Source organism: Lachnoclostridium sp. An181, from assembly GCF_002160325.1.
Lineage (GTDB): Bacteria > Bacillota > Clostridia > Lachnospirales > Lachnospiraceae > An181.
The window spans coordinates 15,536-39,086 of the sequence record NZ_NFKJ01000004.1; the positions used below are offsets into that span (position 1 = coordinate 15,536).

Below are 23,551 nucleotides of genomic sequence, written 5' to 3' on the forward strand. Positions count from 1 at the left end.
CAAATGTATTATAGCTCAGAAAAAAAAGGAACTTTCGATAAAAAAATGTTTCAGAAGGAAGTAAAGCACAATGTAAAGACCCTGTTCCGAAAGACTGTTGAGGAGGCAAATCCTCAGCAGATATTTCAGGCTGTTTCCTATGCAGTAAAGGAAATGATCATTGACAACTGGCTTGCAACACAGGAACAGTTCAAAAAACAAGATCCGAAAACAGTGTACTATATGTCCATGGAGTTTTTGATGGGAAGGGCTCTTGGAAACAATCTGATCAATCTTTGCGCATACAAAGAGGTAAAAGAAGCGCTGGAAGAGATGAATATTGACATTAACTTTGTGGAAGACCAGGAGCCGGATGCAGCTCTTGGAAATGGGGGACTTGGACGTCTTGCAGCATGTTTCCTTGACTCTTTGGCAACACTTGGATATCCTGCATACGGATGCGGTATCCGTTATCATTATGGTATGTTTAAACAGAAGATCGAGGACGGTTACCAGGTAGAAACACCGGACAACTGGCTGAAATACGGAAATCCGTTTGAAATCAGACGAGATGAGTATGCAAAAGAAGTCCGTTTCGGGGGCGATATCCAGGTAACCTGGGATGAACGGACCGGAAGAAACCATTTTATCCAGAAAAATTATTCTTCCGTGCTCGCAATCCCATATGATATGCCGATCGTAGGATATGGAAACAATGTGGTAAACACGCTTAGAATCTGGGATGCCAAGGCGATCACAGACTTTAGCTTAGATGAATTTGATCGTGGAAATTATCACAAAGCAGTTGAGCAGGAGAACCTTGCAAAGACGATCACAGATGTTCTCTATCCGAATGACAATCATTACGCAGGAAAAGAACTTCGTCTGAAACAGCAGTATTTCTTTGTATCTGCAAGCTTGCAGGAAATTGTTGCTAAATATAAGAGAGAGCATGATGATATCCATAAACTTTACGAGAAGGTAGTTATTCAGATGAATGACACACATCCAACCGTGGCAACGGCTGAGCTGATGCGCATCCTCCTTGATGACGAGCAGCTTGAGTGGGATGAGGCATGGGAAATCACCACAAAGACATGCGCGTATACAAACCACACCATTATGGCTGAGGCACTGGAGAAATGGCCGATCGACTTATTCTCCAAACTTCTTCCTCGTGTATATCAGATCGTACAGGAAATCGACAGAAGATTTGTTGCGAATATACGTAAAATGTATCCTGGAAATGAAGAAAAAGTGCGCAAGATGGCAATCCTTTACGATGGACAGGTGAAGATGGCACACCTTGCCATTGCAACCGGATTTTCTGTAAACGGTGTTGCAAGATTGCACACAGATATCTTGAAACATCAGGAGCTGAAAGATTTCTATGAAATGATGCCTGAAAAATTCAACAACAAAACTAATGGTATTACACAGAGAAGATTCCTTCTCCACGGAAACCCTCTGCTGGCAGATTGGGTGACAGAGCATATCGGGGATGGCTGGATCACAGATCTTGCCCAGATGTCAAAACTCAAACCACTTGCAGAAGATGAGAAGGCAAGAAAAGAATTCATGGAGATCAAGTACAAAAACAAAGTACGCCTCGCCAAATATATCAAAGAACACAATGGAATCGATGTTGACCCGAACTCCATCTTTGACGTACAGGTAAAACGTCTCCACGAATACAAGCGACAGCTCCTCAATATCCTGCATGTGATGTATCTTTACAACCAGATTAAAGAGCATCCGGAGCTTTCCTTCTATCCAAGGACATTCATTTTCGGGGCAAAGGCATCTGCAGGATATATCCGCGCAAAACAGATCATCAAATTGATCAATTCTGTTGCAGACGTGGTCAACAATGACCGCAGTATCAACGGAAAACTGAAAGTTGTGTTTATCGAAGATTACCGTGTATCCAATGCAGAATGGATTTTTGCCGCAGCAGATGTGAGTGAGCAGATTTCTACAGCTTCTAAAGAAGCATCCGGAACAGGTAATATGAAGTTTATGCTCAACGGAGCGCCAACTCTTGGAACCATGGACGGAGCAAACGTGGAGATCGTGGAGGAAGTTGGAGCTGAAAATGCATTTATTTTTGGTCTTACTTCGGATGAAGTCATCAACTATGAACTTCACGGCGGATATGAGCCGAGAGTGATCTACAACAATGATGCAGATATCAAGCGCGTAGTAGATCAGCTCATTGACGGAACATATTCCTGCGGACATCCGGAACTGTACAAAGAGCTCTATGATTCTCTTTTAAACAGGCAGGGATTTGATCCTGCGGACCGCTACTTTATCCTCAAAGACTTCCGCTCATATGCAGAAGCACAGAAAAAAGTGGAGGAAGCCTACAGAGATAAAGACAGGTGGTCAAAAATGGCTCTTCTGCAGACAGCATGCTGTGGAAAATTCACATCTGACAGAACGATCCAGCAGTATGTCGACGAAATCTGGCATCTTGACAAAGTAAACGTAGACGTAGAATAAAGAAACGGGCGAACGGTCATATTACAGAAAAACCTCCATATAATACAATATATGGAGGTTTTTGTATGAGACAAAGGTGTAATCAGATGATATCGTTTCTGCTGATTATTGTGTTGCTGCCCTGCATTATCACAGTATTTATCAATGGCCCTTCGGTCATGACAAGTGCAAGGCTTGGAAATGATTATGTAAAGGTAAAAGTAAATGGGAATGTAAAGGAAGTCCCTCTGGATACATATTGTATTGGCCTGCTGGCAAAGGAAATACCGATCGGGTATCAAAAGGAAACCATCAAGGCTCAGGCAGTCCTTGTGCGGACAAGTCTTTATAAAAAGATGACAGAAGAGGGAAAGGATGTTGTCTTTGGGGAAGACTTCTGGAGCGAAAAAGAGATGGAAAAGCAGTGGGGAGGAAAATTTGGTGAAAATTATGAAAAACTGGAGGATGCCTGGGAGGAGACAGAAGGTCAGGTACTCACCTACAATGACAAGCCTATACAGGGGCCGTTTCACCGTCTGAGCAACGGCAGTACAAGAGACGGAAAAGAAGTGTTTGGGACGGACGACTATCCGTACCTGAAGAAAAAAGAATGCCCAAAGGACGTGGAGGCAAAAGATGCCATGCAGACATTTATGCTGGAGAAAAAAACCTACGAGATCGTCTCCAATGACAGTGCAGGATATGTGAAAGAAATCAAGGAAGACGGTAAAGCGTGTACAGGGGAGGAGTTCCGGGAAAAATATGGTCTGGCATCCAGCTGTTTTACCCTTCAGGATTATGAGGGTAAGGTGCGGGTCACCACAAAGGGGGTGGGGCACGGCATTGGTATGAGCCAGTATACAGCAGAACAGATGGCAAAGGAAAAGAAACCATATACGGAAATACTTTCCTATTTTTTTGAGGGGAGCACAATGAAGGAAGTGGCGGAAATTTTATAGAATACAAGGGAATTACAGAATAAGGGGCATCATTTCTGGCAAAAATATAGCCAGAGGTGATGAATATGAAGAAAAAAACAACATCTTCCAGAGGAAGAAGAGGTGCATCCGTGGGGCTGGTCATCTGCTTTGTCGCGATTGTTGCAATGGTTGGCATGTACACATTCAACAACTATCAGAGCAAGCTTGAAAAAGATTTGGCGAAGGTGGAGGAGCAGACCGCGAAAAACGAAGAACGTGCAAAAGAAGAAGAGGAAGAACTGGAACAGACAAGTACAGAGCAGATAATACCGGAAATGAACGAAACGGAGCAGGAAACAGCAGGAGAAGAACAAAGCGGGGCAGGCAATACAAAGGAGCAACAGCCAACACTTGAAATTGAAGAGGAGAGTGCAGCGCCAAGCAGTTCCTCAAATGTTAATTTTGCCCCTGCAGACAATCTTTTATGGCCAGTGGAAGGAAATATCATTTTGAATTACAGTATGGATAAAACCGTTTATTTCGCTACACTGGATCAGTACAAATACAACCCTGCCATCCTGATATCTTCGGAACCGGGCAGCGAGGTGATCGCATCTGCCGCAGGCACTGTAAAGTCCATTGAGGAAAGCGCCCAGCTTGGAACAACATTGACATTAAACATCGGCAATGGGTATGAGATTGTGTACGGACAGTTAAAAGATATTCCGTTCCAGAAGGGGGACACAGTGGAAAGAGGGGCTGTGATCGGGTATTTGAACGAGCCAAGCAGATATTATTCTATGGAAGGATGTAATTTGTACTATCAGGTGCTCAAAGACGGGGAACCTGTAAATCCAATGGAATACTTAGAGGCGTAAAGAAAACGGCAGGTTGAAAAACCGGCCGTTTCTTTTTATAATGGGTACCGGGAGTGAAAAATATGAACTATACATACATTTTAGAGTGCAGTGATCATACCTACTATACAGGGTGGACCAATGAGCTGGAAAAAAGAGTGAAGGCCCACAATGAAGGCAGGGGCGCAAAATATACAAAGAGCAGAAGGCCTGTGAAACTGGTCTATTACGAGGAGTTTGGTACAAAGGAAGAGGCCATGAAACGCGAGTATGCATTGAAACAGCTCAATCGTGCGCAGAAAGAAAAGATCATTCAAAAGGAAGAAGGCAGGATAGAGGAACATCCTATCCTGCCCTGTAAAGTGACATCTACAGCACAAATGCATACATAAAGATAAAGTGGCATGTGCTTCCACCCATGACAAAGAGGTGGAAGATTTCATGGCTGCCGAAATTTTTATGCCGGCTGTTGAAGATCGGAAGTTTCAATGCATAGATAATGCCGCCGATCGTATAGATGATGCCGCCAGCCAAAAGCCAGCCAAAAGCAGCTGGCGAGAGAGCGTCCAAAATTTTTGTGATCGCTAGGACACACGTCCAGCCCATGCCAATGTAGAGGACTGAGGAAACCCATTTCGGGCAGTACACCCAGAAGGCTTTGATGAGAATCCCTACAATGGCTATGCTCCACACAATACTAAGAAGAATGATTCCGGTCTTTCCTCTTAACACAAGCAGGCATACAGGGGTGTAGCTGCCTGCAATCAACACAAAGATCATCATATGGTCAATCTTCTTTAAGATAGTGTTCACTTTTTTTGATATATTGAATGTGTGGTACGTTGTGCTGGCAGCGTAGAGAAGGATCAAACTTACAATGTATACGCTCAGAGATGCCAGATAGGTAGGACTTGGTTCGTGGGCTGCCTTTAAAAGCAGAGGGACTGCAGCAAAGATAGCCATCATCATTCCGATAAAATGGGTGATCGCACTGCCAGGGTCTTTGATTTGTTTCACGCTCATGATAATTCCTCCCTTATACAATTTAAGCTATATAATGTAGTATTAAAAACTACGTGTAACCTACATCTATATTATATACAGAAAAAAGGAAAATGCAACATTATTTTGAATTTCAAAGTAAATTTTAAGAAGTTGTTATGGAAAGGAAGAGGGAAATGAGAGATAATCGCATTCAGTCAATGGTTCTGGTGGCTGTGTTTGCAGCTATCACGTATCTTGGGATACAGGTGTTTAGAATTCCTATGCCAGCGGCAGTGGGCACACCGTTTGTACATTTCGGGCACGTTTTCGTGGTCATGGGAATTTTCCTGATCGGGGGGAAGAGAGGGGCAGTATCCGGCAGCATTGGCCTTGTTGTCTTTGATCTTTTGAACGGATTTGTCCAAGATATTCCCCAGGTCTTTTTGGAGACCGTGTTCAAATGTCTGGTAATCGGAGCTCTCTTTGCTGTCCTGAAAAAGAGGGCCGGCAAAGATGTGAGGAAGGAATTTCGCGCTGTATTTGTCTGTACCGTCTTGTACGGGCTTTTGAACATTGTCATTGAGTTTGTGATGGGGATCGTGAAGATGCTCTTTCTTGGCAGCAATTTTGCGGCTGCAGTGGCAGGCTCTGCGGTTTCCATTGCGGCCACGGTCATCAATGTGGTATTTTTGATCGCCGTGATATTGGTGATCTATCTGCCCGTGAAAAGATTATATGCAAGGGCAGTCGGAGAAATGTGAGGAAAATATATCCGAAATGAAAGAAGGATCCCAACCGGGATCCTTCTGTTTGGGAAAAGTAAGATTAATAATTTTCTACTTTTCTTTCAAAGTAAGCCTTCGGATGTGCACATACAGGACATACTTCAGGAGCTTCCTCGCCTTCGTATATAAAACCACAGTTGTTGCATTTCCAACCAAGAGGAGCCTCGCCTTTGAATGTCACACCTTTTTCATAGGATTCCAACAGTTTTTTGTAACGTCTTTCATGGGCAGCCTCAACCTTTGCAACGCCTTCAAACTTGATGGCAAGCTCTTCAAACCCTTCTTCTCTTGCTTCTTTTGCCATACGTGCGTACATGTCTGTCCACTCATAATTTTCGCCTTCAGCAGCGTCTCTTAAGTTCTCAGCCACATCGCCGATTCCGTGGAACTCTTTGAACCACATTTTTGCATGTTCTTTTTCCTGATTTGCAGTTTCTTCAAAAATGTTTGCCATCTGAACAAATCCTGCTTTTTTTGCAGCAGATGCATAATAAGTATATTTGTTGCGTGCCTGGGATTCACCTGAAAAAGCGTCCATCAAGTTTTTCTCTGTTTTTGTTCCTGCGTATTTAGACATAATACGTTCCTCCTTTAAAAAATATTGTGAAAAAAGCTGTGGGCGAAACCACAGCTTTTCTGTTGATTTTTTAGCCAAAATATCTCTTTAACAAACCTTCAAATGCTTTACCGTGACGAGCCTCGTCTCTTGCCATCTCGTGAACTGTGTCATGGATCGCGTCAAGGTTAGCAGCTTTTGCACGTTTTGCCAGATCAAATTTACCAGCTGTAGCACCGTTTTCAGCTTCCACTCTCATTTCAAGGTTCTTCTTTGTGCTGTCTGTCACAACTTCACCTAATAACTCAGCAAATTTAGCAGCATGCTCTGCTTCTTCCCATGCAGCTTTTTCCCAGTAAAGACCGATTTCAGGATATCCTTCTCTGTGGGCAACTCTTGCCATAGCAAGATACATACCAACTTCTGAACATTCTCCTTCAAAGTTTGCTCTTAAATCAGCGATGATGTCTTCGCTTACGCCCTGAGCAACACCTACAACGTGCTCAGCTGCCCATGTTCTTTCTCCTGCCATCTCTTTGAATTTATCTGCAGGCACATGGCACTGTGGACATTCTGCCGGTGGATTTTCTCCTTCGTAAACATAACCGCATACTGTACATACCCATTTTTTCATAGTTCGTTTCTCCTTTTCTTATATGATATTTTATTTATGACAACAGAGCATTTTAAGGTTGCTTGCTGTTGTCTCTTAAATTAATAATAGTAATTGTTACTGATATTAATCTATCACAACTTTCCAAGTCTGTCAACTACTATTATCAATTTAATTTTTAAACCGTATAGCTATAGAATAAGTGATAAATATGATGAAATCAATAGCATTCGTGCGCTTTACGATTTTTTAATACAATCCCCGCATTTTCCATAGAAAGTAATACTGTGTGATTCTATCATGCCGTCAAAATTTTTTCCGGCGAGTTCGTTAATGCGTTCCATGGTTTCCAAATCCAAATCGCGAAGGCATCCGCATTCCTTGCAATAGAAATGATAATGAGGCTGAGTTCGCCCGTCAAAACGGTCTCTGCCATCTGCAGTGGAGATTTTGATGGCCTCCCCGATATCTGCGAGAAGATTTAAGTTGCGATAGACTGTTCCAAGGCTGATATTTGGAAATTCCTGTTTTACGTGCATGTATACTGTATCGGCAGTCGGATGTTCATTTGTGTGAATCAGATACTCTTTGATCGCCTCTCTCTGTCTGCTATATTTTAATACAGCCAAGGGTCCTCCTCCTTTCGTAACATATATGATAACAATAATAATTACTATTATATTAATTGATTCAGAAAAAAAAGTCAAATGAAATCCTTGACATATAAAAGAATAATGATATAATGAAAAACGTAATAAATGTAACAATTATGTAACATTTAGAAACAAAAATTAAAAATATGGAGGAAATGATATGCATTCTAAGTCTATCAGACAAGGGGTGCTTTTGCTTGCACTTGCAGGAGCCTGCGTATTCACGGGCAATACAAGCAAGGCGGCTGAGGCACAGAACCAGATTCCTGATGTGACGGAAGTAAAAATGGAATCTATTCTGGATAAGTCTTCACTGATGAATCCAAAGGTTCCGTCAGATACAGAAGAAGTAAAAAAAGATTATTCGGAGATGGGATTTGCCAATGTTGATGAGGGAAGTTACTTATTTATAAGAACTGAGGCATCAAAGGACAGTGAATGGGCAGGAATTCTTTATAAAGACGCAGCAGCGGAGATTATCGGGCCGGTTGGTGAGTGGACACAGATTCGCTCCGGAGAAGTATCCGGCTACGTAAAATCGGAGTATCTTCTTACCGGAGATGCGGCTCAGGCAAAAGCAGAAGAATTGATCGAAAAGACAAAGCAGGCAGCCCCTGTCAAAGAAGAAAATAAAGAGCAGATAGATGAAAAGATGGCTTTTGAGTACGCGGTGACGCGAGCAGAAGAGGAGGCCAGACGCGCTGGAGAAGAAGCGGCAAGAAAAGCAGAAGAAGAGGCAAAAGCCAAGGCAGAAGCCCAGGCAAAAGCTGAAGCCAACGCTAAAGCTGAAGTTTCCGGACGAGGACAGGCTGTAGTGGATTACGCAACGCAGTTTGTCGGAAACCCTTATGTATGGGGTGGGACAAGTTTGACAAACGGAGCTGACTGCTCTGGATTTGTACAGTCCGTATATGCGCATTTTGGAATCAGCATGCCAAGAACATCCACTTCCATGAGAAGTGCAGGTGTGGAAGTAAGTTACGAGAATGCACAGCCAGGAGATGTCATTTGCTATCCTGGACATGTGGGAATCTACATTGGAAACGGACAGATTGTCAATGCCATTGACGAGGCCCATGGAATCGGCATCTCATCCGCGACAGGACAGAATATCATTACAGTAAGAAGAATGTTTTAAATCACCAGGATACGCTGACGAATTTTCAAAAGAAGAAGGAAATTCGCCGGCGTATTTTTGTTATGCAGGAAAGTCTTTTGGACTTGCTGTTTTGTTCTTTCATTTGAAAAACTATAAAATTAAATTCATACATTTAAAAAAGATGAAAGACAGGCACAGGAGAGCAGAGGGGGAACGGGAAAATAACCATATGCAAAGTGCACAAAAAACTTGAAAACAGGAGAAAGATGTAAAAAAATGTTTTCCCAATTATCAACATCAAACACAGTAAAAAACGTGGAAAAAACGTTGTTTATAAATTTTTATCCCCATTATCCACATAAAATGGGGAATTTATTGGGGATAACTTTGGGGAAAAAAAGAACGGACGTTTTGTGAGGTTATAATGAAATTGAAAAAATGTCGAAAAAAAGTGAAAAATAAATTGACATTTAAAATATCAATTTACAAGAAACGACAAAGAATAAATGTATGACAATTTATGGAAACGACTATAAAACATTAAAATTCCATACAGAGTTGATAATTTCAATATTTCGTATTATAATAACTGGCATGTACAATAGGTGAAGGAGGAGTCATAATGGCAGTACAGGTTACAAAGACAATGACAATTGGTGAACTTTTAAATACAGCTCCACAGGTAGCTCCGATACTTATGGAAATCGGGATGCATTGCCTTGGTTGCCCGGCATCTCAGGCTGAGACGATCGAGGAAGCAGCAATGGTTCACGGAATTGATGCGGACCTGCTTATTGAAAAAATCAATGCGGCTTTGGCAGCAGAGAAATAAAAGCAGGTTTGGAAAATATGTAAAATAAAGACGCACAAGATGTAGGTTCTTGTGCGTCTTTGTCTTTGTACATTAGATCATAGCCAGTTTCTGAATCGCATCCGAGGAGACGATCGTTTCACAGTGCTCCTCAAGATAAGCGAGCACTGCACTGTTAGCCTTCTCGGAAGAACCGTATTCAGACAGCATATTACAGATTTTGTTAAAATCACTTCTCGTATGTTCAGATTTGGTAAGCGCCAGAATGTAAATGGAATTCGCATTGTCCTTGTACAGGGTGTTGCGGCCATTATACATTGGTTTGAGCAGGCGTGCGGCGTGAATAGCTGTGTCCAGAGTGCCGAAAGAGAACAGACGTATGGAAGAGGAAGAATTGCCATCCGCCTCTGCTGCAGACTGTTTCTCTGCCTCCTGAATAGTTCTTTCGGAGATATCTCCCACCGCTTTTTTGACTTTATTGAGTAAATTCAGGAATTCTTCCGCTCCTTCAAGTTTATCAAGGGCATCCTGACCGGAACTTTCCGCATCCCCTGAAAGGGAAGGCGCGAATTTGGAAAAACGGGTGTCCAACTCTTCCGGGTCATCCACTTTTGTAATGATAAGAACAATGGAGTCCGCAGAGGAAGGAATCGCCTCGATCATAAGGGGAGTGTCATCAGCCTCAAAGCCAAATTCAAATGCAGCCTGCTGCATCATATCTTGAAAAAGTGATTTTGCTTTTTCTGAACCATATGCCAGTTCGCTGAGTTTCAACTGGCGGTCTATTAAATCCGCTCTTGTCAATGTACAGCGTATTTGATTGTCATTTATCTTTTCAATCTTCATATGAATCACTTCCTTCTATCAATAAGAATACTTATTTGCTATTAGTATAAACAAAAAGAAAAAATATGTAAAGAAATTTCAGAAAATACTTGTAATAACTATATCACAGACGTATAATGGTAAATTACAGGAAGGTAGTACACTCGCAGCTGTGTAACTTGCAAAGGAGGGAGTACTGTTTCGTTTTACAATCTTTTAGACAAATCAATTTCAATCTATTTTAACCATTCTGGCATACAACTATGTATCAAATAAACTTCAAGCCGTTTCAGGCACAAATTCAGATAACGAATAAATCAAACAAAATGAACCAATGATAATTGATGTACTATCTTTCTTTTTATTAGTCTTGGGGGCTTATGTATTATATCATATGTATCCTTATGGCGCCCGTAGAAGACCGCAGCTGCAAAAAGTAAAGGAGGACAGATGGAGACAGAACTAAGTGCATACCAGGAGCTGTTTGCAGAGCTTTCCGACTACGAGAAATACGGGATCCGCATGACAATGGACGGGGTCAGCGCCAGTCCCATGCAGATCACTGCAGCGCATATGATGAAAGAGGAAGGTACATATATGCGCGATTATCTTACCGATGAAGACGGCCGTATAAAAGAGATACGTTTCCTGAAGGTGAACGAAGAAAAATAAGCACGCAATCCCCTCTGTGCAAGGAAGATCACCATGGGGAATTTGTCGAAATAGTTGATGACGCATATATAAAATCTTGCTATAATATGGTCTAGTAGGAGGTGCTATATGGACAGAAGGACTAGGCCAGAAGGCCCGGGAGGAGATGAATTTGCCCGAAATGCAAGACGACGTGCAAGGGCAAGAAGACGAAGACAGAGAAAACTCGTTATCCGCTTTTTCTTTTTCATCATGGTAATCGTGGTGATGATCATCGGAGGTGCTTTTCTGTGGAAACGATACAGCCCGTCAAAGGAAAAAGCAGATTTGAATGAATATTATGGGATCACCGGTGAGAATCAGCTGGGAATTACCGTAAACGGCGAGGTCATCCATGCCAAGAGCATGATAGCGGATGGCGAGCCGTATCTGGAATATTCGGCAGTCGCCGACTGGCTGAATGACAGATTTTATATAGACTTTCATGAAAATCTATTGCTGTACACACTTCCGGAAGGGACTGTGACGGCAGCGCAAGGTAGCAGCGATTATACGCTGGAGGGTGAAAAGCAGAGCAAAGATTATGTGATTTTTAAATCTGAAGGCGAAACTGCGTACATTGCACTTGATTTTGTGCAGCAGTATACGAATATGGAGTATAAAATTTACGATTCTCCAAAGAGAGTGGCCATCACCTCGGAATGGGGAAAGATAAAGACCGTGGCGGCAAAGAAGGACACTCAGGTGCGCCGTCTGGCCGGAGTAAAAAGTCCGATCCTTACAGAGCTGTCCAAAGGTGAAAAAGTGACTTTCCTGGAGGATGAAGGAAAGTGGCGGAAAGTATGCACAGAGGACGGATTTGTAGGGTATACTCCGAAGAGTGCCCTGGAAGAGCCAAAGAGTGAAAAGGTTACAAGAGAATTTAAAGAGCAGGTATACGATCATATCTCCAAAGACTACACTATCAATCTTGCATGGCATCAGGTGACAAGCAGTGCTGCCAATGAGATGCTTGGCCAGCTGATCGCAGGGACAAAAGGGCTTACAACGGTTTCACCGACCTGGTTCACTGTTGCGGATGTGCAGGGTAATATGAACTCCTTAGCCAGCGCATCCTATGTTGAGCAGGCGCATCAGAACGGACTGGAAGTCTGGGCATTGGTGAGAGACTTTGACGGAGGCATCGGTTCCCAGGAAGAGTCCTATGAACTTTTAAGTTATACTTCCAGAAGAGCAAATTTGATCAACCAGCTCATTGCTGAGGCGACAAGTGTCGGTGTGGATGGTATCAACGTAGATTTTGAACAGATTTCCAAAGAGTGCGGCGAGCATTATATTCAGTTTATCCGGGAGCTTTCCCTGGAGTGTGAGAAACATAATCTTGTTTTGTCCGTGGACAATTACGTACCAAGAGGATTCAATCAGCAATACCACCGCAAAGAGCAGGGCGTTGTTGCAGACTATGTCATCATCATGGGATATGATGAGCACTATGCGGGCTCCTATGAAAGCGGGTCTGTGGCATCCTATGGATTTGTGGAGGAAGGGATCAAAAAGACATTGGAAGAGGTTCCGGCAGATAAAGTTATCAATGCGGTTCCATTCTACACAAGGCTTTGGAAGGAGACTTCCAAAAGCGAACAGGAGCTTGCAGCAGAGCAGGGAACAGAGGCAGCCCAGTATCCTGTGAAAGTGGAGTCAAAGACTTACAGTATGCAGGATGCAGCGGTCAGGGTTTCAGAGGCCGGGGCGAGTGTTTCCTGGGATGATGACACAAAGCAAAATTATGCCCAGTGGGAAGAAGAAGGTTCCACTTACAAGATATGGCTGGAGGATGCAGCGTCAGTGGAAGAAAAATTGAAACTGATGAAAGAGTACAGTCTGGCCGGCACGGCAGCGTGGAAACTGGGACTTGAGACAGCGGATGTCTGGAATGTAATTGAAAAATATGTAAAGTAAACGGTAAGAGCACAGTACCCTGAAAGAGGAGCGGAATAGGACATTTCTGCACTCTTCCAGGGTACTATTTTATTTCCGGAAAACATATAGATAGAAGAAAGAATGGACTGAGAGGGAAACCATGAAACAAAAAGCAATGGTTCTTTTTTTGGCAGTTCTGCTTTTGGGAGCCTTTGTTGTCGGCAAAGAGTTGGGAGAGTATGCCTCGGCATCAGGGGAGGCAAAAGGAAAAAAAGGGAACAATACAATTGTGGTGGACGCCGGACACGGCGGAAGTGATCCGGGGAAAGTGGGAATAAACGGGGAACTGGAAAAGGATCTTAACCTTGAGATAGCAAAGAAGGTGGAAAAAGAGCTCAAAGACCTGGGATTTCAAGTGATCATGACAAGGCAGGATGACAAAGGCCTCAAAAGAGAGGGCAGGGAATCCGGGAAAAAGGAGGATTTGCGGACAAGAGTGGATATCATCAACAGCTCCAAGGCAGCCCTTGCCGTCAGTATCCATCAAAATAGCTATAACCAGAGCGATGTAAAAGGAGCTCAGGTATTTTATTATACGCACTCAGCTGAAGGAAAAAAGGCTGCAGCGCAGATGCAGGAGGCATTAAAAGGGGCAGATGCCCAAAATACAAGGCAGGCAAAGGCCAACAACAGCTATTATATGCTGAAACGGACAGAGGTTCCGACTATTATCGTGGAGTGCGGATTTTTAAGCAATCCGGAGGAATCCAAAAAGCTCGGGGAAGAAGACTACCAGGAAAAGATTGCCGAAAGTATCGGTGAAGGTGTGAAAAGGTATTTGGAAAAAGACGAAGGCCCCGGCTTGACCCCTTAAGAGTTAGCACGTATAATAAATTTTATGGAAACGATTATTAAAAAAATTGACAGAAACAAAATAGACGAGGATGTGATTGAAGAGGCAGGATATATCCTGCATGAAGGCGGGCTCGTTGCATTCCCGACCGAGACAGTCTACGGACTTGGCGCAAATGCGCTGGATGAATACGCGGCCGGGAGGACCTACGCGGCAAAGGGGAGGCCGTCGGATAATCCGCTCATCGTACATATTTCACATTTTGGGGCGCTGGAGAGGATAGTAAAGGAGATTCCCGAAAAAGCAGTGAAACTGGCTGACCGTTTTTGGCCGGGACCGCTGACCATGATTTTTGAGAAAAATGAATTGGTGCCCTACGGTACGACAGGAGGATTGGATACAGTGGCAGTGCGCATGCCTTCAGATATCATTGCACAGAAACTGATCACATCTGCAGGCGGGTATGTGTCAGCGCCGAGTGCAAACACTTCCGGGCGTCCAAGTCCGACTACGGCACAGCATGTGATGGATGATCTTGCGGGTAAGATTGACATGGTTGTGGACGCGGGGAGTGTGGATATCGGAGTGGAATCCACCATTGTGGATATGACAGAGGAGCCGCCGATGATCTTACGGCCGGGAGCAGTGACAAAAGAGATGCTCGAGGAAGTGATCGGGGAGGTTGCTGTGGACAGGGCAGCTATTTTGGAGGACAGCAAGAGAGCGCCGAAAGCGCCGGGCATGAAGTACCGTCATTATGCGCCAAAGGCACAGCTGATTCTTGTGCAAGGAGAAGAAAAAGAGGTTGTCCGCGCCATCCGGCAGCTGACCGGGGCAAAGGAGAAAAAAGGGTTTAAGACCGGTATCATCACGACAAGTGAGACTGCCAATGCGTATCCGTTTGGCATTCTCAAAAATGTAGGGACCAAGAAAAATGAGAGTTCCATTGCCAAGAATCTTTACCGGGTACTAAGAGAATTTGATGAGGAGGATGTGCAGTATATTTACTGTGAGTCATTTGCAAGGGAGGGTATCGGAGAGGCTGTCATGAACAGGCTCGTAAAGGCAGCAGGACACCGGATTGTCCGTGCAAAGCAAATCACGGATCTTCAGTCTTATATGAGGATCCTCTTTGTCAGTGACAGCGGCAACTGCAGAGGACCGATGGCGGCTGCGCAGTTAAAGAAAAAAGAACTTTTGAGGGCATATGATATTGATTCCAGAGGAATGATAGTATTGTTCCCTGAGCCGGCAAACCAGAAGGCAGAGGCAGTATCCATGAGCCATAAGATTACTTTGCAGGATTTTGTGGCAAAACCGTTTACAGAAGAAGATCTGGATGGGGATACACTGGTGCTCACTATGGAGGAGAGCCAGAAAGAGAAATTAAAGAGTGACTATGCAGACCTGGAGGCAGTTTCGGATATCAGAACTTTGGGTGAATATATCGGAGAGACAGGAGAGAATGCACAGGTCAAGTCAGCGTATGGACAGCCCCTCGCAAAATACGGGGAAGTCTTTGAGCAGCTTGATGTGATGACAGATAAACTTGTGGAGAAGTTGAATAAGGAGGCAAAAGAATATGATAGCGATTGGATGTGACCACGGCGGATATGAGCTTAAGATGGAGATCATCAAATATCTGGAGGCAAACCAGATGAAATATAAAGATTTTGGATGCCACGGGGAACCTGTGGACTACCCGGAGTATGCAAAATTGGTGGGACACGCTGTTGTGGATGGAGAATGCGATAAGGGAATTCTGATATGTGGAACAGGGATCGGAATTTCCATTGCTGCCAATAAGATCAAAGGTGTGCGCTGTGCGCTTTGCGGGGACTGCTTTTCCGCGCAGGCTACGAGGGAACACAATGATGCAAACATCATAGCGCTTGGCGGAAGGGTCACAGGACCTGGACTTGCGGTAAAGATTGTAGATACATTTTTGAATACAGAATTTTCAGGCGATGAAAGACATGTCAGAAGGATCGCCCTGATTGAACCGTAAAAAGGAGAGAAGACGATGGGAAAAGTACAAGTCATGGACCACCCGTTGATTGCGCATAAAGTTGGAATGCTAAGAAGGGAATCCCTGGGTTCCAAGGAATTTCGGGCTATCATAGGCGAGATTGCTATGTTTTTGTGCTATGAGGCGACGAGGGGGCTGAAACTTCGGGATGTGCGTATCAAGACCCCGATATGTGAGACAACGGCAAAGGAGCTTTCCGGGAAAAAGCTGGCCGTTGTCCCGATTCTGCGCGCAGGGCTTGGAATGGTGGAAGGAATGCTTGCCATGATCCCGGCTGCAAAGGTCGGGCACATCGGACTTTACCGGGATCCTGAGACATTGAAACCAGTGGAGTATTACTGCAAGCTTCCGGCTGACTGTGGTGAGAGGGAGGTTTTTGTTGTGGATCCGATGCTGGCAACCGGGGGATCGAGTTCCGCAGCCATCACGCTTTTGAAAGAAAAAGGAGTCAGAAAGATTCATTTTCTTTGTATTATCGCTGCTCCGGAAGGGGTGGAGAAGATTTTAAAAGACCATCCTGATGTGGATATTTACATTGCAGCGCTGGACGAGAAACTCAATGAACATGGATATATTGTTCCGGGACTTGGAGATGCCGGGGACCGCATTTTTGGCACAAAATAGTAAAGGGGGAATTGCAGTGTCCGGAAAAAGAGAAGACTATATTTCCTGGGATGAGTATTTTATGGGAGTCGCGATCCTTTCAGGCATGCGCTCCAAGGACCCGAATACGCAGGTGGGGTGCTGTATCGTAAGTCAGGAGAACCGTATTTTGTCCATGGGGTACAATGGCTTTCCGGCAGGATGTTCGGATGATGTATTTCCGTGGGAAAGAGAGGCAAGCAAGGCCCTGGATTCCAAATACCTTTATACGACACACAGTGAGCTCAATGCAATTTTAAACTATAAAGGAGGAAGCCTTGTGGGAGCAAAATTGTATGTGTCCCTGTTTCCGTGCAATGAATGTGCAAAGGCGATCATTCAGGCAGGGATCAAGGAAGTCATCTATGACTGTGACAAATATGCTGACACCGCGTCAGTGCTGGCCTCAAAACGAATGATGGATGCAGCAGGAGTTGCATACCATCAATATAAGCGCAGCGGCCGTGAAATCCGGTTTGAACTTTAGCGCATTTTTTTCAGGAGATAGCTGTATTTCTTTCCGGCCGCCATTCCCTGAAAAATGTAGCAGTCGATTAGGTCAGGATGTACAGCATACTGAAAGCGGTTAAAGGCAGCGTCCATTTCCTCTTTGGCAAGGGAAAGTTCCTCGTGGAAGGAAACCGTTCCCTGCTTAAGAGAAGATGGACGTTGTTTTTGTTTTTTGATGTCATTGAATTTAAATATAATGATCACCTCCATATTGTGATTGAATATAGTATGTACAGCTTAAAAGAATAAAATGTATGGATGACGGATATATATGGAAATAAGAAAGTATGCGGGAGGGGCTATGGGGTCAGAGGGAAAGTTTCGGTTTATCCGTTCCTTTGTGCTGCGCATGATAGTGGGGGTTGTGTGCATTGTGCTTGTGAATCAGTATCTAAATATAAAAGATATAGATATCTCTGTGGGACTTAATCCCATTTCTGTGGGGGTGTCCGCAGTACTCGGGGTTCCGGGGGTAGCTTTGATGTACGGGATTCTCTTCTATCAGAATTTTAATTCTTGACAGGAAAATTTGAAAAAGTACTGGACAAATCAGAAATACATAGTTATAATTATATTACAAAATAATTTTGGAACTTCCGATTCCAATTCTAAGACACATTTCGACAAAATCTTTAAAAATCCCATGAAAAGACAAAGAGGTGCTGCTTTTTGAGGAGTAAAAATATTGTGATCTGTGACAGTGAGGCAGTGTATGCAAATCGTCTGGCACAGTGGCTCTTGGAGAAAAAGGAGATGAATTTTCAGATTCACATCATGCACGATTCGCATCTGGCGGAGAAATTTTCAAAGGAGCAGGGGATCCATATCCTGATCGTGGATGATGGCATCGAAAAAGAGATAAGAGAAAGACTCGCTCCAGACCATATGATTTTTCTATACCGTTACTCTGCCAGTGAAGAAAAGGGAAAAAATGTCCGTCAAATCTTTAAATATCAGTCAGCGGACAGTATTTTCAAGGAGATACTTGATATCTGTATGCAGGATGAAGATCCATCTTGTTTTCGGCCTGTAAAAAAGGGAAACCGGCAGATAGTGGCAGTGTATTCTCCCATAAACCGTATCGGGAAGACAACCTTTGCATGGGAGATGGCCAGGGTGTGTGCCAAAAGGGGAAAAACACTTTATTTCTCCACGGATGCCTACACGGTTCTGGAAGTGCAGCCGGAAGAGGAGGGGTTTTCCGTTTCGGATCTCCTTTATTTTGCAGGTCAGGAGTCGTGCAGGATTGGCATTAAGGTCAGCGCAGCAGCCCCCAACGACGGAAGGATGCAGTATCTGAACCCTCCTGTATCCAGGGAGGATGTCTGTCAGGCAGGGGGAAAGGAGTGGTATCAGATTGCCCTGCGAATACTCGATGAAGGGGCTTATGAATATGTGATTGTGGAGCCTGAGGGGATATGTCAGGAGCTTTTCTGGTTTCTGGATAAGTGCGGGAAAGTTTTTGCCCCTTTTACAGCTGACAGTGACCTAAAAATAAAGCGGTTTTTGAGAGATCTGCAGCGCACAGGATATGCAAATCTTGGAGAGCGGATCTGCTGGATAGATATGGGAAAGGATTGGAGGAGAGAAATTCTGGAAACATTTGAGCGAGGAGGAGAAGATGGAGAGACATGAAGAAAAACTGGAACGGCTGCAAGAGCAGGTGTTGGAGGAAATGGATTTGACAAGGGAGGTGGATGACGAGGAATTGGTGGATTTGATCTACCATGTTGTGGAAAAAGAAACAGAAGAGGAATTTCTTCCTCTGAGGGAAAAAAGTATGTTGGGAAGGGAGCTGTTCAATTCCTTTCGAAAGCTCAATGTCCTCCAGGAACTATTGGAAGATGACGCTGTCACGGAGATTATGATCAATGGGACACAGAATATCTTCATTGAGAGAGGAGGGCGGATTTCCCAGTCCGGCAGGAGATTTATTTCCAAGGGAAAACTGGAGGACATTATCCAGCAGATCGTGGCAGGCGTAAACCGGATTGTAAATGAGAGCACACCCATCGTGGATGCCAGGTTGCCGGACGGCTCCAGGGTACATGTGGTGCTTTCACCGGTGGCCCTCAACGGTCCCATAGTCACGATCCGAAAATTTCCGAAACAGAGAATCACGATGGAGCAATTGTGTGAGTGGGATTCTGTAAGCAAGGAGGCGGCGGAATTCTTGAAAGTGCTCATGCAGTCAAAGATGCATATTCTTATCAGCGGCTCCACGGGCAGCGGAAAAACAACATTTCTAAATGCGCTGTCTGATTTTATCCCAAAAGACGAGAGAATGATCGTAATTGAAGATAACGCAGAACTGCAGATTGAGGGGCTTCCCAACCTTGTACGGCTGGAGACCAGAAATGCCAACACAGAAGGTGAAGGGGAGATCAGCATCCGGCAGCTTATCAAAGCTGCTCTTAGAATGCGTCCGTCCAGGATCATTGTGGGGGAAGTGCGTTCTGTGGAGGCTGTGGACATGCTGCAAGCTCTGAACACCGGGCACCCCGGAGCATCGACCATTCATGCCAACAGTGCAAAAGATGCACTTGGCAGGTTGGAGACAATGGTGTTGATGGGAATGAATATACCGCTTGAAGCAGTACAAAGGCAAATAGCGTCCGGGCTGGATATTCTGATTCATCTTGGAAGGCTTAGGGATAAGACAAGGAGGGTGCTGGAAATCGTAGAAATCTTGGATTATGAAAAAGGAGAGGTCAGGCTGAATCCTTTATTCCGATTTGAAGAAACGGGGGTCGATCATGGGAAAATACAGGGGGTGCTCAAAAAAGTGGGTGAGCTCAAGAAAAGGGACAAGTTTGTGGAGGCAGGATATTAAAAAGAAAGAGTACCTGTGTGCCGCAGCAGGAGCAGGTTTCCTCTGTGCCGCAGCAGGATATCTTTTTTATCACACTCTGGCAGCATGTGTGATTCTTGTACTTGTCGGAATGTTTCCCTGTCTTTATATGTGGGAGCAGGGGAAGATCAAAAAGAAACAGGAGGAATTCCAGATACAGTTTCAGGAAGGACTCCGCTATTTATCCGCAGCGCTCAGGGCCGGATATTCAGTTGAGAATGCGATGAAGGAAATGTACAAAGAAGAAATGAAAATATTTACCAAGGGAGGTGTTTTCATAAAGGAACTGGACTATATGCAAAAACAGCTGAAACTGCGCATTCCTGTGGAACAGGTATGGCAGGAATGTGGTGACAGGACAAGGATGGAGGATATGCAAAATTTTGCTCAGATTTTTTCTGTTGCCAAAAGAAGCGGCGGAAACTTAATAGAGATCATACAAAACACCATCGGGCAGATTCATGTCAAACAGAATGTGCAAAGGGAGATTGAGGTGATGGCTGCGGCAAAAAGAATGGAATTTCGCATCATGTCTGTGATTCCGGCAGCGATCATTGGCTATATGTGCATTTGCTTTCCGGATTTTATGCAGATATTGTATGAAAATCTCGCAGGCAGAATTGTAATGACTGTTTGTCTTTTCCTCTATGCGGGGGCATATTTCTGGGGGAGGAGAATACTGAGTGTGGAGTATTAAGAGAGAAGTGTGGATAATACAAGGCAAAAAAATAAAATATGGGGAAAAAATCAAAAGACTTCAGATCATTTTTGGTGCAATCGTACTGGCATTGACTGGAATGGTTGCGTTTACTGACAATCAGGCAGCAAAAATCTTCCGGGGAAATTACCTGAAAAGAGGAGAGGAAAATGTAAAGGAGGAGACATTGACTGTAAAGGATGAGGACAACAATATCTATCCGTTTACATATGAAGTGAACGCTCAAAAATATACTCCGGAAGAAGCAAGGGAACAGCTGGAACGTGCAATAGATGAGTTGGAGGAGCAGATGGCCGGGGAGAATTCTTCTCTGGACCATGTGACAATGGATTTAAATCTGCCAATGCGGATAGAAAAAAGACAGATTGACATTACCTGGAAGTCTGATACACCGGCGGTTTTAGGAAGTGACGGGAAAATAAAAAAAGAAGTCATGGAACCAATCCTTGTAAAGTTGGAGGCTCAACTTTGGTGTCAGGAAGAACAGGCGTCTTTTCAGACACAGGTGCGTGTTTGTCCGGCCGCATATTCTGGTGAAGAGCTCTTTCAAAAAGAGCTTGCCAGAGAGGTGGAGAAGGCGGATGAGAGGACAGATGAGGAGGAGTACTTGATTCTTCCAAATGAGGTGAACGGAAGGAAAATTACCTGGCAGCGTTCCAGGCAAAACAGATGGTATGTGGTGCTCTTGTTCGGCGGGGGCTTTGTGGCAGTCCTGCCTTATTATTTTCAAAAGAAGGAGGCCGAAAAAAGGCAGAAAAGAAAACAACAGATGCAGGGTGACTATCCTCTGATAGTCAGCAAGATGGCTGTACTCGTAGGTGCAGGTATGACGGTGAAGGGAGCCTGGCAGAAAATTGTTGAAGACTATGAAAAAAGTGGACTGGGAAAGGAGGGCCACTATGCCTACGCGGAAATGGAATACAGTTTACGGGAGATGAAAAGTGGAATTCCTGAGGTGGAAAGCTACGGAAATTTTGGAGAGCGGTGCCAGGCAGCGGAATACAGAAAACTTGGGAGTCTTTTGGCAAGAAATGTTAGGAAAGGGACAAAAGGACTTGGCGATATGCTGAGGACAGAGGCTGCGATTGCGCTGGAACAACGCAGGCAGAGGGCGGAAAAGGAAGGAGAAAAAACAGGAACAAGACTTTTGGCACCCATGTTTGTGATGCTTTGTATTGTACTTGTCATTGTGATAGTGCCTGCTTTTTTGTCCGTATATTCAACGATGTAGAAAGGAAGAGGACGTATGATGAGACTGTGGATTCGTATCAAGCACATGATGAAGGAGGAAGATGGGATCGGAGTTGTAGAGGTAATCCTGATACTGGTGGTACTTATTGGATTGGTCATTATTTTTAAGGAACAGCTGACCAATCTTGTGGAGACAATTTTTGAAAAGATTACAAGTGAAAGTGCAGGAATATAGATGAGAGTAAAAGGCAGTGTGACTGTATTTTTAAGTCTTCTCATCTCACTGTTTTTGGTTTTGGTTCAGTGCCTTACATTTGGGCTTACCATCCAAAACGGAAAAAACTACAGAAAGGCGGATACATTAAGGGCAGTTGAGTGTGTATTTGCAGAGTACCAAAAAAATCTGTGGGATAACTATGGAATTTTGGCAATTGACGGAAATTATGAAAAACAGGGACAATATACGGTGGAAACCTTGAAAAAGAATGTAAGGGAAAGAATTGGATTTTACGATGGGGGTATGCTCTCCCATCAGGTTTCGGATATCCGGCTTTTAAGCGATGAAAGTGGGGCACCGCTGCGCAGTCAAATACTGAGGAGTATGGAGAAAAAATACGGAGTGGGTGTACTGGAGGAGACAAAAGAAAAAGAAAATGCTCTGGAGCAGTCAGAAAAAGACAAAGCAAATGCTGCAGATGATTTGGACAGAATAAAAGAACAGTTTGAAACTGTTCAGGGAAAAGAGCCGGAGGAAGGGGAGAATCCATTGAAAAAACTGGCCTCTATCTTTTCAGGAAGTCTTTTGGGTCTTGTGTTTCCAAAGGATCAATCACTGTCTGCAAATACAGTGGATTTAAGAGACTTGCCTTCCGCAAGGAACCGGTTAAGTGGAAATGGATTGTTCGCAGAGGTGGAAATGTCATCTGAACTTTTAGAAAAAGCATACATAGGAGCATATATCAGAGACCATTTCCATAGTGTTACTTCCAAGGACAAGGGAACAGGAGGAATCGAGTATGAGGTGGAGTACCTTCTTGCAGGGAAGGAATCGGATGAAAAAAATCTGGAGAGTACAGTAGGGGAGCTGGTTCTTTTGCGTTTTTTTCCAAATTATATTTATATACAGCAGGATGAGGCAAAAAAGGCGGAAGCAAAGGCTGCGGCAACAGCACTTTGTATCCTGTTGCTCATACCTGAGATGACGGATGCGCTCAGTCAGGTTTTGCTGGCGGTGTGGTCCTATGCGGAGGCTGTCCTGGATATCAAAACTTTGCTGGCAGGAGGCAGGGTGCCTTTTGAAAAATCCCAGGCCACATGGAAATTAAGCTTGTCGGGGATTTGGAATATAGGGGATTCGCAGGTTGGTGACCAGGGAGAAGGATGGGTATATGAGGACTATCTGCAGCTTCTATTTCTCAAGGAAAAATCCGGGGTATTAAATATGAGGATGCTCGATTTGATTGAGTTAAATTTAAAGGAGAGGATGGGATGTACATTTTTTCGGGCCGATGCATGTATCTGTGCAATGAAAGTAAAAAGTACAGGGATACTTCCAGGGGATATCACCTATCGTTTTGAAACCCAATATGCATATGAATAGAGGAAAGGGGCCTGACGATG

The 23,551-nt window shown here is 44.1% G+C and carries 27 protein-coding genes; 21 read left to right on the forward strand and 6 right to left on the reverse strand.

Features of this window, described 5'->3' with window-relative positions; translation table 11 throughout:
- The first annotated feature begins 3 nt into the window (after nucleotides 1-3).
- The 4 genes from B5F18_RS03685 (at nucleotide 4) to B5F18_RS03700 (ending at nucleotide 4,632) form a co-directional block, all read left to right on the forward strand.
- Nucleotides 4-2,484 (forward strand): glycogen/starch/alpha-glucan phosphorylase, encoded by a 2,481-nt coding sequence (locus B5F18_RS03685; protein ID WP_087156324.1) that lies wholly within the window; start codon nucleotides 4-6, stop codon nucleotides 2,482-2,484.
- Between the two features lie 65 nt (nucleotides 2,485-2,549).
- The gene (locus B5F18_RS03690; protein WP_087156325.1) at nucleotides 2,550-3,422 is read left to right on the forward strand and encodes a SpoIID/LytB domain-containing protein; all 873 of its coding nucleotides are present in this window, start codon (nucleotides 2,550-2,552) and stop codon (nucleotides 3,420-3,422) included.
- A gap of 65 nt (nucleotides 3,423-3,487) precedes the next feature.
- Nucleotides 3,488-4,261 carry a M23 family metallopeptidase gene (locus tag B5F18_RS03695; RefSeq protein ID WP_087156326.1) on the forward strand — a complete coding sequence of 258 codons (774 nt, stop codon included), beginning with the start codon at nucleotides 3,488-3,490 and terminating at the stop codon, nucleotides 4,259-4,261.
- Nucleotides 4,262-4,323: 62 nt separating this feature from the next.
- Nucleotides 4,324-4,632, forward strand: a complete 309-nt coding sequence (locus tag B5F18_RS03700; RefSeq protein ID WP_087156327.1) for a GIY-YIG nuclease family protein — start codon at nucleotides 4,324-4,326, stop codon at nucleotides 4,630-4,632.
- Here the strand turns inward: B5F18_RS03700 and trhA are convergent.
- Entirely contained in the window at nucleotides 4,610-5,263 is a 654-nt protein-coding gene (gene trhA / locus B5F18_RS03705) for a PAQR family membrane homeostasis protein TrhA (protein ID WP_087156328.1), read from the reverse strand. The two genes, B5F18_RS03700 and trhA, sit on opposite strands and share 23 nt — an antisense overlap.
- 155 nt (nucleotides 5,264-5,418) lie before the next feature.
- Between trhA and B5F18_RS03710 the strand changes: the two genes are divergently transcribed.
- The gene (locus B5F18_RS03710; protein ID WP_087156329.1) at nucleotides 5,419-5,985 is read left to right on the forward strand and encodes an ECF transporter S component; all 567 of its coding nucleotides are present in this window, start codon (nucleotides 5,419-5,421) and stop codon (nucleotides 5,983-5,985) included.
- Between the two features lie 64 nt (nucleotides 5,986-6,049).
- Here B5F18_RS03710 and rbr read toward each other — a convergent pair whose 3' ends face one another.
- From rbr to B5F18_RS03725, 3 genes are all read right to left on the reverse strand, one after another.
- Entirely contained in the window at nucleotides 6,050-6,586 is a 537-nt protein-coding gene (gene rbr, locus B5F18_RS03715) for a rubrerythrin (protein WP_087156330.1), read from the reverse strand.
- A gap of 70 nt (nucleotides 6,587-6,656) precedes the next feature.
- Nucleotides 6,657-7,199, reverse strand: a complete 543-nt coding sequence (locus B5F18_RS03720; protein ID WP_087156331.1) for an NADH peroxidase — start codon at nucleotides 7,197-7,199, stop codon at nucleotides 6,657-6,659.
- Between the two features lie 218 nt (nucleotides 7,200-7,417).
- Nucleotides 7,418-7,807 (reverse strand): Fur family transcriptional regulator, encoded by a 390-nt coding sequence (locus tag B5F18_RS03725; protein ID WP_087156332.1) that lies wholly within the window; start codon nucleotides 7,805-7,807, stop codon nucleotides 7,418-7,420.
- 184 nt (nucleotides 7,808-7,991) lie between these two features.
- Between B5F18_RS03725 and B5F18_RS03730 the strand changes: the two genes are divergently transcribed.
- Both B5F18_RS03730 and B5F18_RS03735 read left to right on the forward strand, forming a co-directional pair.
- Complete coding sequence (locus tag B5F18_RS03730) at nucleotides 7,992-8,969, forward strand: C40 family peptidase (protein WP_087156333.1); 978 nt, start codon at nucleotides 7,992-7,994, stop codon at nucleotides 8,967-8,969.
- 583 nt (nucleotides 8,970-9,552) lie between these two features.
- Nucleotides 9,553-9,762 (forward strand): DUF1858 domain-containing protein, encoded by a 210-nt coding sequence (locus B5F18_RS03735; protein WP_087156334.1) that lies wholly within the window; start codon nucleotides 9,553-9,555, stop codon nucleotides 9,760-9,762.
- 72 nt (nucleotides 9,763-9,834) lie between these two features.
- On the opposite strand, the gene B5F18_RS03740 is transcribed toward B5F18_RS03735, so the two are convergent.
- Entirely contained in the window at nucleotides 9,835-10,587 is a 753-nt protein-coding gene (locus B5F18_RS03740) for an adaptor protein MecA (protein WP_087156335.1), read from the reverse strand.
- 429 nt (nucleotides 10,588-11,016) lie between these two features.
- Between B5F18_RS03740 and B5F18_RS03745 the strand changes: the two genes are divergently transcribed.
- From B5F18_RS03745 to B5F18_RS03775, 7 genes are all read left to right on the forward strand, one after another.
- Nucleotides 11,017-11,238 carry a hypothetical protein gene (locus B5F18_RS03745; RefSeq protein WP_087156336.1) on the forward strand — a complete coding sequence of 74 codons (222 nt, stop codon included), beginning with the start codon at nucleotides 11,017-11,019 and terminating at the stop codon, nucleotides 11,236-11,238.
- 108 nt (nucleotides 11,239-11,346) lie between these two features.
- Nucleotides 11,347-13,176 (forward strand): glycosyl hydrolase family 18 protein, encoded by a 1,830-nt coding sequence (locus B5F18_RS03750; protein WP_087156337.1) that lies wholly within the window; start codon nucleotides 11,347-11,349, stop codon nucleotides 13,174-13,176.
- 121 nt (nucleotides 13,177-13,297) lie between these two features.
- On the forward strand, nucleotides 13,298-14,011 hold the full coding sequence (locus tag B5F18_RS03755; RefSeq protein ID WP_087156338.1) for an N-acetylmuramoyl-L-alanine amidase: 714 nt from the start codon (nucleotides 13,298-13,300) through the stop codon (nucleotides 14,009-14,011).
- Between the two features lie 24 nt (nucleotides 14,012-14,035).
- On the forward strand, nucleotides 14,036-15,592 hold the full coding sequence (locus B5F18_RS03760; protein ID WP_087156339.1) for an L-threonylcarbamoyladenylate synthase: 1,557 nt from the start codon (nucleotides 14,036-14,038) through the stop codon (nucleotides 15,590-15,592).
- Complete coding sequence (gene rpiB / locus B5F18_RS03765; RefSeq protein WP_087156340.1) at nucleotides 15,573-15,998, forward strand: ribose 5-phosphate isomerase B; 426 nt, start codon at nucleotides 15,573-15,575, stop codon at nucleotides 15,996-15,998. Before B5F18_RS03760 ends, rpiB begins: the two co-directional genes overlap by 20 nt.
- A 15-nt stretch (nucleotides 15,999-16,013) precedes the next feature.
- Nucleotides 16,014-16,643: a uracil phosphoribosyltransferase gene (gene upp, locus B5F18_RS03770; protein WP_087156341.1), complete on the forward strand. Its 630-nt coding sequence runs from the start codon at nucleotides 16,014-16,016 to the stop codon at nucleotides 16,641-16,643.
- 16 nt (nucleotides 16,644-16,659) lie between these two features.
- Nucleotides 16,660-17,148 carry a deoxycytidylate deaminase gene (locus B5F18_RS03775; protein WP_087156342.1) on the forward strand — a complete coding sequence of 163 codons (489 nt, stop codon included), beginning with the start codon at nucleotides 16,660-16,662 and terminating at the stop codon, nucleotides 17,146-17,148.
- Here B5F18_RS03775 and B5F18_RS03780 read toward each other — a convergent pair.
- Nucleotides 17,145-17,375, reverse strand: coding sequence for a DUF2508 family protein (locus tag B5F18_RS03780; RefSeq protein ID WP_242955796.1), 231 nt, complete (start codon nucleotides 17,373-17,375; stop codon nucleotides 17,145-17,147). The two genes, B5F18_RS03775 and B5F18_RS03780, sit on opposite strands and share 4 nt — an antisense overlap.
- Before the next feature lie 67 nt (nucleotides 17,376-17,442).
- Between B5F18_RS03780 and B5F18_RS03785 the strand changes: the two genes are divergently transcribed.
- From B5F18_RS03785 to B5F18_RS03815, 7 genes are all read left to right on the forward strand, one after another.
- On the forward strand, nucleotides 17,443-17,691 hold the full coding sequence (locus tag B5F18_RS03785; RefSeq protein ID WP_242955797.1) for a pro-sigmaK processing inhibitor BofA family protein: 249 nt from the start codon (nucleotides 17,443-17,445) through the stop codon (nucleotides 17,689-17,691).
- 149 nt (nucleotides 17,692-17,840) lie between these two features.
- Nucleotides 17,841-18,806 carry a hypothetical protein gene (locus B5F18_RS03790; RefSeq protein ID WP_087156345.1) on the forward strand — a complete coding sequence of 322 codons (966 nt, stop codon included), beginning with the start codon at nucleotides 17,841-17,843 and terminating at the stop codon, nucleotides 18,804-18,806.
- Complete coding sequence (locus B5F18_RS03795) at nucleotides 18,793-20,004, forward strand: CpaF family protein (RefSeq protein ID WP_087156346.1); 1,212 nt, start codon at nucleotides 18,793-18,795, stop codon at nucleotides 20,002-20,004. The genes B5F18_RS03790 and B5F18_RS03795 overlap by 14 nt, the downstream gene beginning before the upstream one ends.
- A complete protein-coding gene (locus B5F18_RS03800) occupies nucleotides 19,961-20,719 on the forward strand; it encodes a type II secretion system F family protein (RefSeq protein WP_162607528.1) in 759 nt (252 codons plus the stop codon). The genes B5F18_RS03795 and B5F18_RS03800 overlap by 44 nt, the downstream gene beginning before the upstream one ends.
- Nucleotides 20,706-21,971, forward strand: a complete 1,266-nt coding sequence (locus tag B5F18_RS03805; RefSeq protein WP_087156348.1) for a type II secretion system F family protein — start codon at nucleotides 20,706-20,708, stop codon at nucleotides 21,969-21,971. The genes B5F18_RS03800 and B5F18_RS03805 overlap by 14 nt, the downstream gene beginning before the upstream one ends.
- Before the next feature lie 15 nt (nucleotides 21,972-21,986).
- Nucleotides 21,987-22,166 carry a Flp1 family type IVb pilin gene (locus B5F18_RS03810; protein WP_330394094.1) on the forward strand — a complete coding sequence of 60 codons (180 nt, stop codon included), beginning with the start codon at nucleotides 21,987-21,989 and terminating at the stop codon, nucleotides 22,164-22,166.
- Nucleotides 22,167-23,531 carry a DUF5702 domain-containing protein gene (locus B5F18_RS03815; protein WP_087156349.1) on the forward strand — a complete coding sequence of 455 codons (1,365 nt, stop codon included), beginning with the start codon at nucleotides 22,167-22,169 and terminating at the stop codon, nucleotides 23,529-23,531.
- Nucleotides 23,532-23,551 lie beyond the last annotated feature (20 nt).